Annotated in this window: 13 protein-coding genes; all 13 read right to left on the bottom strand. The window is 74.0% G+C overall.

Annotated elements, in window-relative coordinates:
* The gene (locus DSM112329_RS00235; RefSeq protein ID WP_354699792.1) at nucleotides 1-1,716 is read right to left on the bottom strand and encodes an EAL domain-containing protein; all 1,716 of its coding nucleotides are present in this window, start codon (nucleotides 1,714-1,716) and stop codon (nucleotides 1-3) included.
* A gap of 69 nt (nucleotides 1,717-1,785) precedes the next feature.
* Nucleotides 1,786-3,252, bottom strand: a complete 1,467-nt coding sequence (locus tag DSM112329_RS00230) for a FliI/YscN family ATPase (protein WP_354699791.1) — start codon at nucleotides 3,250-3,252, stop codon at nucleotides 1,786-1,788.
* Nucleotides 3,249-3,899, bottom strand: a complete 651-nt coding sequence (locus DSM112329_RS00225) for a FliH/SctL family protein (RefSeq protein WP_354699790.1) — start codon at nucleotides 3,897-3,899, stop codon at nucleotides 3,249-3,251. Before DSM112329_RS00225 ends, DSM112329_RS00230 begins: the two co-directional genes overlap by 4 nt.
* Nucleotides 3,900-3,903: 4 nt before the next feature.
* Nucleotides 3,904-4,995 carry a flagellar motor switch protein FliG gene (fliG, locus tag DSM112329_RS00220; protein WP_354699789.1) on the bottom strand — a complete coding sequence of 364 codons (1,092 nt, stop codon included), beginning with the start codon at nucleotides 4,993-4,995 and terminating at the stop codon, nucleotides 3,904-3,906.
* Complete coding sequence (fliF, locus tag DSM112329_RS00215; protein ID WP_354699788.1) at nucleotides 4,995-6,566, bottom strand: flagellar basal-body MS-ring/collar protein FliF; 1,572 nt, start codon at nucleotides 6,564-6,566, stop codon at nucleotides 4,995-4,997. Before fliF ends, fliG begins: the two co-directional genes overlap by 1 nt.
* Before the next feature lie 18 nt (nucleotides 6,567-6,584).
* Nucleotides 6,585-6,929 (bottom strand): flagellar hook-basal body complex protein FliE, encoded by a 345-nt coding sequence (locus DSM112329_RS00210; RefSeq protein WP_354699787.1) that lies wholly within the window; start codon nucleotides 6,927-6,929, stop codon nucleotides 6,585-6,587.
* The gene (gene flgC, locus DSM112329_RS00205; protein ID WP_354699786.1) at nucleotides 6,929-7,318 is read right to left on the bottom strand and encodes a flagellar basal body rod protein FlgC; all 390 of its coding nucleotides are present in this window, start codon (nucleotides 7,316-7,318) and stop codon (nucleotides 6,929-6,931) included. Before flgC ends, DSM112329_RS00210 begins: the two co-directional genes overlap by 1 nt.
* Nucleotides 7,319-7,320: 2 nt before the next feature.
* A complete protein-coding gene (gene flgB, locus DSM112329_RS00200) occupies nucleotides 7,321-7,680 on the bottom strand; it encodes a flagellar basal body rod protein FlgB (RefSeq protein WP_354699785.1) in 360 nt (119 codons plus the stop codon).
* Nucleotides 7,681-7,932: 252 nt separating this feature from the next.
* The gene (locus DSM112329_RS00195) at nucleotides 7,933-8,280 is read right to left on the bottom strand and encodes a hypothetical protein (RefSeq protein ID WP_354699784.1); all 348 of its coding nucleotides are present in this window, start codon (nucleotides 8,278-8,280) and stop codon (nucleotides 7,933-7,935) included.
* A complete protein-coding gene (gene fliS, locus DSM112329_RS00190; RefSeq protein WP_354699783.1) occupies nucleotides 8,277-8,723 on the bottom strand; it encodes a flagellar export chaperone FliS in 447 nt (148 codons plus the stop codon). The genes DSM112329_RS00195 and fliS overlap by 4 nt, the downstream gene beginning before the upstream one ends.
* Nucleotides 8,724-8,777: 54 nt before the next feature.
* Nucleotides 8,778-10,115, bottom strand: coding sequence for a flagellar filament capping protein FliD (gene fliD / locus DSM112329_RS00185; protein WP_354699782.1), 1,338 nt, complete (start codon nucleotides 10,113-10,115; stop codon nucleotides 8,778-8,780).
* 2 nt (nucleotides 10,116-10,117) lie between these two features.
* On the bottom strand, nucleotides 10,118-10,573 hold the full coding sequence (locus tag DSM112329_RS00180; protein WP_354699781.1) for a hypothetical protein: 456 nt from the start codon (nucleotides 10,571-10,573) through the stop codon (nucleotides 10,118-10,120).
* Complete coding sequence (locus DSM112329_RS00175; RefSeq protein ID WP_354699780.1) at nucleotides 10,570-13,122, bottom strand: glycosyltransferase family 2 protein; 2,553 nt, start codon at nucleotides 13,120-13,122, stop codon at nucleotides 10,570-10,572. The genes DSM112329_RS00180 and DSM112329_RS00175 overlap by 4 nt, the downstream gene beginning before the upstream one ends.
* Between the last annotated feature and the right edge of the window lie 76 nt (nucleotides 13,123-13,198).

The raw sequence follows: 13,198 nt of genomic DNA, 5'->3' as shown, positions 1-13,198 counted from the left end.
TCAGGCCGACGGGCTTGCAGCGACGCTGGACACCTGTTGGCGCTGTGCCCCCGGAAGCGGGGCCGGGCGTCCGAGGTAGAAGCCCTGGGCGTACGTCACGCCCGCGGCGCGCAGCAGCTCGGCCGTCTCCCTGTCCCCCGTGAACTCGGCCACGGTCGTCTTGCCCAGCGTCGTCGCCATCCGGACCACCGCGTCGATGACCATCTGGTCGAACGCGGACGACGTGCAGCCCGACACGAACTCGCCGTCGATCTTCACCTCGTCGAACGGGAAGTGCTTGAGATAGGAGAACGACCCGAAGCCCGCGCCGAAGTCGTCGAGCGACAGACGGCAGCCCAGGTCGTGCAGACCCTGGGCGAAGATCCGCGCGGACGCGATGTTCGTGACCGCGGCGGTCTCCGTGATCTCGAAGGTCAGCAGGGTGGGGTCGACCCCGGACGCCGCGATCCGCGACGCGATGTGCCCGATGAGCGCGTCGTCGCCGAGTGACTTCGCCGAGAGGTTGATCGACAGCCGCGCCGCGTTCGCCGCCGCGTGGGTGATCGCCTGGTCGACGACCCAGGCGTCGACCGCCGGGATCAGGCCGAACCGCTCGGCCACCGGCAGGAAGACGTTCGGCGGGATCAGCTGTCCGTCGTCGCCCTCCATCCGCAGCAGCAGCTCGTGGGCGACGGTCGCGCCGGTCGCGAGCTCGACGATCGGCTGCCCGTGGAGCACGAAGCGGTCCTCCTCGAGGGCCTGCTGGACGCGGTCCAGCCAGCGCACGCGGGTGCGGATGCCCGCGGCTTCGGCGCCGGTGCCGGCGCGGACCTCGCTCGCCTCGTCACGGTAGACGGCGGCCTGGTCACGGCCGGCCTCCTTCGCGTCGTACATCGCGAGGTCGGCCTGGGTCAGGACCTCGTCGGCGGACAGGTCGCCCGGGCCGACGAGGGCGATCCCGATCGACGCCGTCACGCGCCGCAGCCGGCCGTCGCGCTTCCCGCGCGCGTGCCCGCGCAGGTCCTCGACGAGGGACCGGGCGACGGTGCGCGCGCCGGCCTCGTCGACCTGCGGCAGCAGGACCGCGAACTCGTCCCCGCCGAGCCGCGCGAGGATGTCGCTCTCGCGCAGGCGCCGTCGCAGGGCGTCGGCGATCTGGGTGATGAGCTCGTCGCCGGCGCCGTGGCCGAGCGTGTCGTTGACGTACTTGAAGTGGTCGATGTCGATGAGCAGCACGGCCCCCCGATCGCCGTACCTCCGGCACAGCGCGAGGTGGTGCTCGACCTCCTGCTCGAACCGCCGCCGGTTGACCAGCCCGGTCAGCGGGTCGTGGTCGGCCAGGTGCTGCAGGCGCCGGTGGACGGCGTTGCGGTCGGTGACGTCGTGCCAGACCGCGAGGCCCAGCGGCTCGTCCGGGGTGCCGCCGTCGAGCGGGCCGACCGTGACCTGGTACTCCCGCGCGTCGCGGTGCGCGACGTAGACGAACCCGCTGCGGCGGCCGGTCAGGGCGGCGCGGTACCGCTCCAGGATGTCCTCGCGCGAGGTCGGGTCCAGCAGGTCGCCGACCGGCCCGCCCTCGTAGACCGCGCCCGGAAGCAGGGCGTTCAGCAGGCCTGCGCCCTCGAGCATCCGCACGTTGAGGTCGGCGTCGAAGACGACGAGCACCATGTCCGGCAGGCTCGCGGCGATCGCGCGGTGGGCCGCGTCACGGTGCGCGGTGGCTTGACTCTGGGGCACGACTCACCGGTGATCGGACAGCCGGCGCCGCGGTTGAGGGCGGCGGACGACCGTCCCCGCAAGTCCGCTTCAGCCGGCGAGGCCGAGCGGGGGGAGCGCGACCGGGCCGGCCGCGAACGACGGGGGCTCCTCGGCCGCGGCCGCCTGCAGCAGCGCGGCGAGCTCGGCGTCCGCCGGGTCGGCCGGGGCACCGGCCGCCGGCATCGGCGGGACCGGGTCCACGTCCCCCACCAGCCCGCGCAGCCGGGCGTCCGCCTCGTGCGCGGCGGTCGGGTCGTCGGTCGTCTGACGCAGGAACGCGTGGATGGCCTGCTCGAGGTCGATGGCGCGATCGGCGAGCGGGTCCGAGCCACGCTCGTAAGCGCCGATCGCGATGAGGTCCTTCTTGTCCTTGTGCGCCGCCAGCAACGCCCGCAGCTCCTGTGCGGCACGGCGGACGTGCGGCTCGGTGACCTCGCCGACCAGGCGGCTGACCGACTGCAGCACGTCGACCGCCGGGTAGTGCCCGGCGTGCGCGAGCTCGCGCGTGAGGACGATGTGGCCGTCGAGGATCGAGCGGACCGCGTCCGCGATCGGCTCGTTCATGTCGTCGCCGTCGACGAGGACGGTGTAGAGCGCCGTGATCGATCCGTCCACGCTCGTCCCAGAGCGCTCGAGCAGCTTCGGCAGCAGCGCGAAGACCGACGGAGTGTAGCCGCGGGTGGCCGGCGGCTCGCCGATCGCCAGGCCGACCTCGCGCTGGGCCATCGCGAAGCGGGTCACCGAGTCCATCATCAGCAGCACGTCGTGCCCGGCGTCGCGGAAGGACTCGGCGATCGTCGTCGCGGTCAGCGCGGCCTTGATGCGGACGAGCGCCGGCTGGTCGCTCGTGGCGACCACGACGACCGACCGCGACAGGGCGCCGGCGAGGTCGCGGTCGATGAACTCCCGCACCTCCCGGCCGCGCTCGCCGACGAGGCAGATGACGTTCACGTCGGCTGATGTCGCACCGGCGATCATGCCGAGCAGCGATGACTTGCCGACGCCCGACCCGGCGAAGATCCCGAGGCGCTGCCCGCGGCCGCAGGGGACCAGGCCATCCAGCGCGCGGACCCCGAGCGAGACCCGCTCGGTGATGCGCGGACGCTGCATGGGCGGCGGCGGGGACGCGGTGATCGGCGCCTGCGGGACGCCGTCCAGCGGCGGCCCGCCGTCGATCGGGTTGCCCAGCCCGTCCAGGACGCGACCCAGCAGCGCCGGTCCGGTCGGGCCCGAGACCTGACGGCCGGTCGCGGTGACGACGTCGCCGGGCCCGATGCCGTGCAGCTCGCCGAGCGGCATCAGCAGCGTGCGGCCGGACCGGAAGCCGACGACCTCGGCGGGCAGCTCGTTCCAGCCCGTGGCCTGCCGGCCGGTGCGGACGAGGCAGACCTCGCCGACCTCGGCCTCGAGCCCCGTCGCCTCGACGATCAGGCCGATCAGGTCGGTCACGCGGCCGCGACGCAGGTGCAGGTCGGCGTGGCGGACGGCACCGGCGGCGGCGAGCAGGGCGCTCACGCGGATGCCTCTTCGAGCGCGGCAGCGTCAAGCTCCGCCTGCCCGGCCGCGGGCTCGGCCAGCGCCTGCGTCACGACGGACCGGGCCTGGCTCAGCTTCGTCGCCAGCGTCGCGTCGACCTCGCCCTCGGCGGTCCGGACCATCGCGCCGCCACGGGCCACGCGCCGCTCGGCCTGGACCTCGCAGTGCTCCATCCCGCCGAGCTCGGCGATCAGGCCGGGGGTGGCGGCGCGCACGCACTCCAGGTCGTCGGGGTGGACGAGCAGCGTCACGCGGTCGCGCTCCACGAGCCGCCGCAGGCCGCCGCGGACCACGCCGACGACCAGCTCGGGCCGGGCGTCGAGCGCCCCGCCCAGGACCTGTCCGGCGATCGCGAAGGCCAGCTCGACGGCTTCGGCCTCCAGCAGGTCGGGCAGGTCGGCGGCGACCGCGGCGAGCTGTGCCCCGCCCCCGTGCAGGGCGGCGACCGCCGCCTGGATCTCAGCGGCGGCGGCGGCCAGCCCCGCGGCATAGCCCTCGGCACGGGCCGCCTCCCGCAGCGCGTCGGCCTCGCCGTGGGCGGCGGCGAGCACCGCGTCGGCGACCCCGGTGCCCGCCAGCTGGTGCGCGGTCGGCGTCAGCGCCGGCAGGGCGAAGTCGGTCGGCATCGCGTCAGATCACCTCTTCCTCGGGGTCGTCCCCGCCGCGGCCGATCGTGATGATCCCCGCGTCCTCCAGCCGCCGGACCGCTCCGACGATCCGGCCCTGGGCCTCCTCGACCACCGCGCGCCGCTGCGGCGTCCCGGTCTCGAGGTCCTCCTTGAGCATCTCGGCGCCGCGCTGGGACATGTTGGCGAAGACGCGGTCGCGCATGCCGCCCTCGACGCCGCGCAGGGCGAGCCCGAGGTCCTTCTGATCGACCTCGCGCATCACGAGCTGGATGTCGCGGTCGGACAGCATCGCGACGTCGTCGAAGGTGAAGAGGCGCAGGCGGACCTCGTCGGCGAGCTCGGTCGAGTGCTCCTGGATGGCCGCCAGCACATGGCGCTCGGTCGACCGGCCGGCCCGGTTCAGGATCTCCGCGAGGGAGTCGATCCCGCCGGCGCTGGAGAACTCCTGCGTCATGACGTTCGCGAGCTTCTGGCGCAGGCCGCGCTCCACGTCCTCGATGACCCCGGGGTTCGTCTCGGTCATCCGCGCGATCCGCAGGGCGACCTCGGCCTGCATCTCCATCGGCAGCCCCGAGAGGACGCTCGCGCCGAGGTTCGTCTGCAGGCACGCGACGACGAGCGCGACGGTCTGCGGTGCCTCGTCGGAGAGGAACGTGACGATCTGCTCCGGCGGGGTGCGGCGCAGGAAGTCGAACGGGCGCAGCTCGGCCTGGGCGATCAGCGCGCCGACGATCTCGTCCGCGCGCTCGGCGCCGAACAGCTGCTCGAGCACCTCGCGGGCGAACTCGGGCCCGCCGAGCGCGAACGCCTCCTTGGACTTGAACTGCTCGGCGAGGTCGGCGATCACGGCCTGCGTCGTCTCGGCCTTGACCCGCCACATGTTCGCCATCTCGGCGCTGAGTGCCTCCACCTCGCGCTCGGAGAGGTGCTTGAGGATCGACGCCGCCCGCTCTGACCCGAGCGAGATCAGGAAGACCGCGGCCTTCTGGCGCCCGCTCAGCCCGCGCAGCAACGTGCGGTCGATCGGCGGCAGCTCGGGGGCGACCACGGCGACGGCGGGGGCGGGGGCGGCAAGTTCGACGGCGGTGCCCATCAGGCTGCGTCTTCCGTGATCCAGGTGCGCAGGTGCTGCGCGATCTTCTCCGGCTCACGCTCGACCAGCTCCTCGAGCGCGATCGCCCGCGGGTCGTTGGCGAAGACGCGGCGTGCGGCGGCCTGGGCGTCGAAGTCCTCCAGCGCGTGGCCGGACACCTCCTCCTCGAGGCTCGCGGCCGGCAGCAGCGCCGGCGCGGGGTCCGACAGCTGGCGCAGCCACGAGGGCTCCTCCGCGAACGCGCCGCTCGTCCGCTTGCGAAGGTGGCGGCTGACGAAGAACAGGAAGATCAGCGCGGCGAAGCCCAGCAGCGCCGGCTTGACGTAGGACAGCATCGCCGGCGGGATCGGGCTGGCGGCCGGCGCGGCGGCGACCGGCGCCTTCGCGAAGGCCACCTCGCTGAGGGCGAAGGTGTCGCCGCGCGCCCGCTGCAGGCCGGCGGCGCTGGAGACGGCGGCCTGGAGCGACTTGACCCCGGCCGCGCCGAGCGCCGTCGCCGCGGACTTGTCGAGCACGAGGGCGACGTCGAGGCGGTTGACCGCTCCGGGCGCGACCTGCGTCCGCGTCACGGTCTTGTTGACGCCGTAGTCGGTGTTCGTCGTCGTGTGCCGGTAGTTCGACGTGCCCGCGCCCGACCCCGACGTCTGCGCGTAGCTCGGGATGTTGGTCGCGGTCCCGGCGGCACCGCCGGTGGCGCCGCCCGTCCCGCGCAGCGTCTCGGTCTCGCCGACGGACTTCAGCGGCGTGCCCTTCTTGGCGTACTCGAGCTTCTCCTGCGTCGCGCGGTCGACGTTGAGGTCGGAGTGGACCTGGACGTGCGCCTTGTTTACACCGAGCGTGCTGGTCAGCATCGCGTTCAGCGACGCCTCCAGCTGCGCGTCGTATCGTGCCTGCGCCGCCGGCTTGCTCGTCGCGCCGCCGACGCCGCCGTCCCCGGCGGGCCACAGCATCTGCCCGCTCGAGTCGGTGATCGTGACGTTCGCCGTCTTCAGACCCTGGACCGAGGACGACACCAGGTTCGCGATCCCGCGCACCGCGCCGGCGTCCATCCCGTCCGCGCCCGCACCGAGCAGGACGGCGGCGGTGGCCGGCTGCGCCTCGTCGGCGAAGAGCTGGTCCTTCGGGAGCGTCAGGCTCACCTGGGCGGACCCGACGCCGTCGATCTGCCCGATCGTGTTGGCGATCTGGCCCTCGAGCGCGCGCTGGTAGGCGACCTGCTGCTGGAAGTTCGAGGAGCCCAGCTTCAGCTTGTCGAGCGTCTCGAAGCCGGGCTGCTTGGCGACGCCGGTCAGGCCGCCCTCGGCCAGGGCGATCCGCGCGTCGGCGGTGCGGGACGCGTCGACCGCGATCGCCGTCCCGTTCGCCCGCAGCTCGTAGCCGATGCCACGCTTGTCGAGGGCCGACGTGATCTTGCCGGTCTCGGCGGGGTCGACGCCGGCCATGACCTCCACGTACGACGGCGCCCCCGCCAGCTTCAGCAGCAGGACGCAGGTGACGAGGAAGGCGACGGCGCAGGCCGCGAGGATGGCCTTGCCCTTGGTGGACAGGGAGGTGAGGAGCTGGAGCGACATGGGGAACCGGGTCGAGTCCTAGACGGTGGTGTGGAAGATGTCGTTGAGGGCCTCGACGCCCTTGGTCCGCAGCTGCGCGGCCATCTGCATCGAGAGCTTGGCCCGCTCGACCGCCATCACGGCGGTCGTCGCGTCGGTGGCGGTGCCGTCCGCGAGCGCCTGCGAGGCCTCCGCGGCGGTGTTCTGCAGCTTGTCGAGCGCGCCGAGCTGGTCGCCCAGCATCGAGCCGAACGACTTGGCGGGCGCCTCGGCACCGGCGACGCCGCCGATCCCGTCGATCTGCCACTCGCTGCCACCGAGGCCGCTGATGCCGCCGAGGCCGGCGCTGGGCGCCGCGGCGCCGATTCCGGGGACGAGCGGCATCAGCGCAGCAGCTCCAGGGTCTTGTTGAACATCTGCTTGGTCGTCTGCATCGCGGTGACGTTCGCCTCGTAGGCGCGCGACGCGGAGATCAGGTCGACCATCTCGGTGACCGAGGTGATGTCCGGCATCGAGACGTAGCCGTCGGCGTTGGCGTCCGGGCTGGACGGGTCGTAGACCAGCTTGTTCGGGGCGGTGTCCTCGACGATGCCCGTGGCCTTCACGCCCATCGCCTTGCCGAGCTGGGCGTCGAACGCCTCCTGCACGACGACCTCCTTGCGGCGGTAGTTGGGCGTCTGGGCGTTCGCGAGGTTCCCGGCGGTGACGTCCATCCGCAGGCGCTCGGCGGCGAGGGCCGAGCCGGACACCTCAAGTGCGTGGAGCAGTCCCATGGTCAGCGCGCCCCGATCGCGGACTCGACGATGTCGATGCGGGCCCGCATGACGGTCGCGAGCGCCTGGTAGGTGAGGCCGTTCGTCGCCTGGTTGGCGGCCTCGGTCTCGACGTTCACGCTCGACCCGTCGGCGCGGATCGGCGCGGCGGCGTCGACGGTGAGCGCCGGGCTGAAGGCGTCGAGGGCCTTGCGGTCCCCGCCCGCGATCGTCGCCTGCAGCTGTTCCTCGAAGTCGACCTTGACCCGCCGGTAGCCGGGGGTGTTGACGTTCGCGAGGTTCTGGGCGGTCGCCGTCTGGCGCGCGCCGGTGGCGCGGAGGGCGGCGGCGAGGCCGAGGGTGGTGGAGTCGAAGAGGTCCATGGAAGGGTCCGTCCGGTCGGTGCCGGTAGAGGTGCCCTTCCGTGGGCGGGGTGGCAGTCACGTCCTGCCGGCGGTCACCGTTCCGTGGTGGCCAGCCTGGGTGGTCGGCGGGCGCGGCCCGCGCTTGAGCGGCGGCGTGGACGGTCGTTGGACGGGGCGCCGCGACGCCCGCTGCGATCGCAACAGCGCCCTCGCTGACAGGAACTGCCCCGCTACGGTGCAGAACGTGTCAGCCGGCACTGCCGGGGCGGATCAGATCGCCGTGCTGGCGCGGTAGCCCGCGGCCGCGCGGCGAGCGTGGTCCGTGCGGCCCAGCTGGCCGGCGAGGGTGTCGCGCGCCTGGCGCATGGCCTCGCGGGCGAGCAGCTGCGTCCGCGCGGCGCTGCGCAGGACGTCCTTGTCGGCGTCGGTGAGGCGGGCGCTCCCGGGCGCGCCGAGCGCCGTCAGCAGGTCCAGGCGGACGGCACCCACCGCGTCGAGCTCGTCGTACGCGCCGGACTCGACGAGCGACAGCTCGTGCTGCGCGAGAGCGCCGAGGGCAGCGCAGACCCCCGCCGGGTCCACGGGGATGCCGGGCGGTGCGCCGCGGCCCGTGCTCACGCCCGGATGCCCGGCGACACCGGGCGCGGCGCGGCGGCGCGGGGCGCGGTCCCCGGCGCTGGGACGCCGGCGGGGCCGGACGCGACCTGCGCCCACGCCTCGCGCAGCTCGCCGAGCAGCCGGATGACGTGTCCCACCTGCGCCGGGTCGCGCTGGATCCGGGCCTCGATCAGGCAGCGCTTGCAGAAGACGTAGATGCCCTGGAGCCGTTCGGAGATCTCGCCCGCGTCCATGTTGAGCGTCGCGATGAGCTCGTCGATGATCGCCTCACCGCGGGTGATCCGCTCGCCGGCGTGGAGCCACGCCTGCTCTTGCAGCGCGGCCTCCGCCTGCCGCAGGAACCGGGCCGCACCGTCGTACAACATCACGACGAGCTGCTCGGGCGACGCGGTGAGGATCGCCGACTCCTTGTATGCCTGGGACTGCTGCGCGTACGGGTTCATGGCCACCCTCTTTGGTCGGATGCGCGGACCCGCGCTTTAGCGCGAGGCGGGCGTTCACGCGAACTGCGCGGTCACCTTCGCCAGCGTGTCCTGGTTGCGCTGCAGGGCGACCTCGAGCGCGGCGAACTGCCGGCGCAGCTGCGTCTCGCGGCTCGCGAGGCGCTCGTCGAACCGCGTGAGGCTTCCTGCGATCGACGTCAGCGAGCTCGCCACGCTGGAGGTGCGCTCGGCGAAGACACCACCCGCCTGCGTGAGCGGCTCGAGCACTCCTTCGAGCTTCTGCGCGAACCCGCTCGTGCCGGCGGCGCCGCCGAGCAGCTTCTTGACGCCGCTGGGGTCGCTGTCGAGCTTCGTCCGCAGCACGGCCGTGTCGAGCGTCAGCTTGCCGGCGATCGAGTCCTGGTTCAGCGTGCCGCCGCCGGTGCTCGTCCCCGTCGTGATGCCCAGCTCCGAGAGCTGGTCGAGCGACGACGAGACGCCGGGCACGGCCGAGGAGATCGCGAGGCGCAGGGAGCTGAGGACGCTGTTCAGGCCACCGTCGTTGAACAGCGAGCCCTTGCGCGCGTCGCCGGTGGTCGCCGCAGTCGGGATGCGCTTCTCGGTGGTCTGCTGCCGGATCGCGTCGACGACCGCGTTGTACGCGGTGACGAACCCCTTGGCGGCGTTCACGATCGACTCGGGCGATGCTCCCGGCGTGGAGACGGTGACGGCGGTCCCGGTGCTCGCGCCCTTGAGCGTGAGCTCCACGCCCGCGAGCGCGTCGGTGACGACGTTCGTCGAGCGCGTGTACGCGACCCCGTCGACGGTGAACGCCGAGTCGGCGCCCGCCAGCGTCGTCCCGTTGGACACCATGCTGCCGGTCGCCGTCGCGGCGGATGCGGCGCCGGTGGTCTTCGAGGAGATCGCCAGGCGCCCGCCGACGTTGACCGCGTAGACGCCGGCGTCCTCATCGGAGTTGATGGCCGACACCGCGTCGTCCAGGGACGCGCCCGACGCGAGCGCGACGTCGTGGCCGTTGACGGTGATCGACCCCGCCGCCCCCGGGACCGCGTAGTCGAACGTCGACTGCGCCGCGCGGGCGAGCCCGGACACCGTGACGGTGTGCCCGCCGGATGCGGCACCGGCGATCGTCCGTGCCGCGACCTTGGTGCTGTCGGCGCTCTCGATGGTCTGCACGTCGGCCCAGGTCCCTGCCGACCGCAGCGCCGTCGCCGCGGTCTTCAGCGAGGACAGCTTCGCGGCGACGTCCTTCAGCGCGTCCGAGCGCGCCTGCGTCGCGGCCTGCTTGAGGACGAGGTTCGTCCGGGACGTGGACTCGGCCGCCAGCAGCTGCTTGACGATCGCGTCCGTGTCCATGCCGGAGGCGAGCCCGGTGAGCTGCACTCCGGCCATGGCTACGCCACCCCGTCCGAGTGGCCGTAGGCGGCCGCGGCACCGGCCGCCGAGTTCGTCGGCGCGGTCGACGTGGTGGGCTGCGGGTCGACGGCGGTGGCCAGCGGCAGGCGGCTGACGGCCCCGTCGGAGTCGAGCAGGGACGCGACGACGCGGCCGGTCAGGCGGTCGTTGTCGAACATGACCTGGCGGCCCTCGGACTTGAGCTGGTCGAACAGGCGCGAGGCGGCCTCGACCTCGTCCCAGACCTCGGTCGGGATGCGGTCGCCGGCGATCGGGGGCAGCGGGAGGTCGCGCCGGCGCCGCGCTTCCTCGAGCTCATAGACCCGCGCGAACGACGGCGCGGCGGGCGCCGTGGATCCAGCGTCCCCCGTCCGCTGGAAGCGGCCGGACGGACTGTCGATGCCGTATGCCCCGGGACTTGCGCCCGGCGGCGGCGTGCCGATCGGAAAGCTCATGGTGGGTCCTCCTGGACTGGTGGCCGGCCCATCCGTGGACCGGGTGCTGTCGCTACGGTCCGTATGGTCGGTCCAGGGTCCGCGCTCTTGAGCGGCGTGATGGCCGTCTGTTCTAGATCGAGCGCCGCAGCGTCGGCGGCGAGCAGGGCGGCGTCGGCATCCAGACCGCGCGCCGCGGCGACCCGGGAGAGGCCGCGCAGCGCGGCAGCGTCGGCGCCGAGCTCCTCGACGACGGCGATCCACTCGTCGGTCGCGCTGTCGAGGAACCCGCGGCGCAGGTAGATCGTCGCCAGCTGCTCGTGGCGCTCGCGCACGCCGATCGGGATCCGGTGCAGAACGGCGACCAGGGCCTCGAAGGCGTCGAACCGCTCCAGGCGCGCGAGCGCGTCGAGCATCACGCCGACGATGGGCGCGGCGGCGGCGGGCACGGTCCCGACGGACGGGTCGCCGGCCCACGCCAGCAGGGCGGCGCGCTCGGCGGCGGGCAGCGCGGCGATGGCCGCCGGCGTCCCGAGCCCCGCGATCGCGGTGTCGTGCTCGGCGTCCGCCAGCAGCGCGAACGCCTCGGTGCGCAGCGCGGCGCCCTTTGCGGGCGCGTCGTCCGGGACGACCGCAGCAGCCGCCGCCGCTTCCGCGGTCCGGCCCTGGGACAGCAGCGCCTCGGCGAGCGCGACGCGGGCCCAGGCGGCGGACGGCTGCGCGTCGAGCACGGCGCGCAGCTCGAGCTCGGCGTCGCGCCAGGCGCCCGTCTCGTACAGCGCGACCGCCAGCAGGAAGCGGACGCTCGGCGTGGACGCGGCGACCCCGTCGTGGATGACCGCGGCGACCGCCGGCCCGTCCGCGCCCCGGGCGCGCAGCACCCGCGCGAGGACCTCGACCGTCCCCAGGTAGGCCGGCGCGAGGGCGAGCGCATCGCGCAGCAGCAGCTCGGCGCGCGGCAGGTCGCCGAGCTCGAAGGCGACCTCGCCGAGCGTGACGCGGGCCAGGTGGCTGCCGCAGCCGACGGTGGGCGAGTAGCGCGAGGGCGCGTCACCCATCTCCAGGCAGGTCTCGAGCAGGACCGACGCGGTCTCGAGGTCGCCGCGCAGCCGGGCCGCGTGCGCCTGCTCGAAGACGACGTCGGTCAGCCCGGGGAAGCGCTCCAGCACGTCGGCGACGGTCCGGTCGAGCTCCGCGTGGGCGCCGGCGACGCGCTGCGTGCGCACGAGCCGCGTGGCCAGCGCCGGGGCGAAGCCGTAGGTCGCCAGGCGCGGATCGTCGCGCAGCGCGGCCCACGCCCGCGTGAAGTGCGGCAGCGCGGAGACGGCGTCCCCGGCGGCGGACAGCTCCGAGGCGAGGTTGAAGTGCAGGAACGGCGAGTCGTCGCCCTCCGCGACCTGCTGCTCGAGCAGCTCGATGTTGCGGCGCGACTTCCCCTTGTCGTCGCGGACGACGCCGAGGTAGCCGAAGTGCTCGATGCGCACGTCGGTGCGGGCCAGCCGCTCTGGCAGGAACCCCGGCAGGTGCTGCGCGATCTGCTCGTGGATGCGGCCCTCGAAGCGGTACTCGGGCCGGTTGCGGAAGAGGCGCAGCGCGTCGTGCGTCACGGCCGTCCCGTCGTCGAGGTCGCCCGTGTGGTTCGTCTCGACGAGGTACATCGCCTCGTGCCAGACGCGGCCGGTCAGCGCGCGCAGCCGGCCGGCGTCCTCCGCCACCAGGACCTCGTCCGCATCGAGGTACAGCAGCCAGTCGCCGGTCGCCGCGTCGAAGCTGACGTTGCGCGCGGCGCCGAAGTCGCCGGTCCACTCGTGGTGCAGGACCTGGGCGCCGAACGACTCGGCGATCGCGACGGTGCCGTCGACCGAGCCGGTGTCGACGATGACGATCTCGTCCACCGCGCCGGCGACGGCGGCCAGGCAGCGCCCGAGCATCGCCTCCTCGTCGCGGACGATCATGCAGAGGCTGAGCGTCAGCCCGGTCGCCGGGCGGGCGGCCAGCGCGACCCGCTTGGCCCGCGTCGTGAGCGGGCGCAGCCGGGCCAGCACCGCGGGCGGCAGCGGCGCCGGGGACGTGAGCCCCGCGCGGCGCCGGCGGCGGCACTCGTCCAGGTTCCCCGCGGCGGTCGACAGCTGCGGATCGAGCCGGAGCGCCGCGGCGAACAGCGGCTCGGCGGCGGCGATCGCCCCGAGCTCGTAGCAGGCGATGCCGGCGAGGTTCAGGAGCAGGGGCTCGCGCGGCTCCGCCTCGAGCACGTTCAGCAGCGCGTCGGCGACCGCGGCGTACCGCGGGCCGAGCTGCACCACCGACGTCCCGCGGGCCGCCAGCGCCTGCTGTGCGAGCAGGCGGCGGGCGTAGTGGCGCAGGTGGACGTCGTCCAGCTCGGCGGTCCGGGCGAAGACGCCGCGCCAGCCGGCGGCGTCGCCGGCGGACGTCGTCGCACTGCCGCGGGCGATGAGCGCGCGGACGGCGTCGGCGGGATCCGCGGCGGCCGCGACGGGCGCGGTGGACGGCGGGCTATCGGTGTCCGCGGCGCCGTCGGCATCGGCGATCGCGGCAAGGCGCAGGGCCATCGGGTTCTAGGACCTCCGGCAGGGGACGGATCGTGTCCCACCGATGGTCGGCCACGGCTGGCGGACCTTGAGCGAG

This window comes from Paraconexibacter sp. AEG42_29 (assembly GCF_040581415.1).
In the GTDB taxonomy this organism is placed as follows: Bacteria; Actinomycetota; Thermoleophilia; order Solirubrobacterales; family Solirubrobacteraceae; genus Paraconexibacter.
Note: the sequence above shows the minus strand (reverse complement) of the source record. Positions and strands in the feature narration are given on the sequence as shown.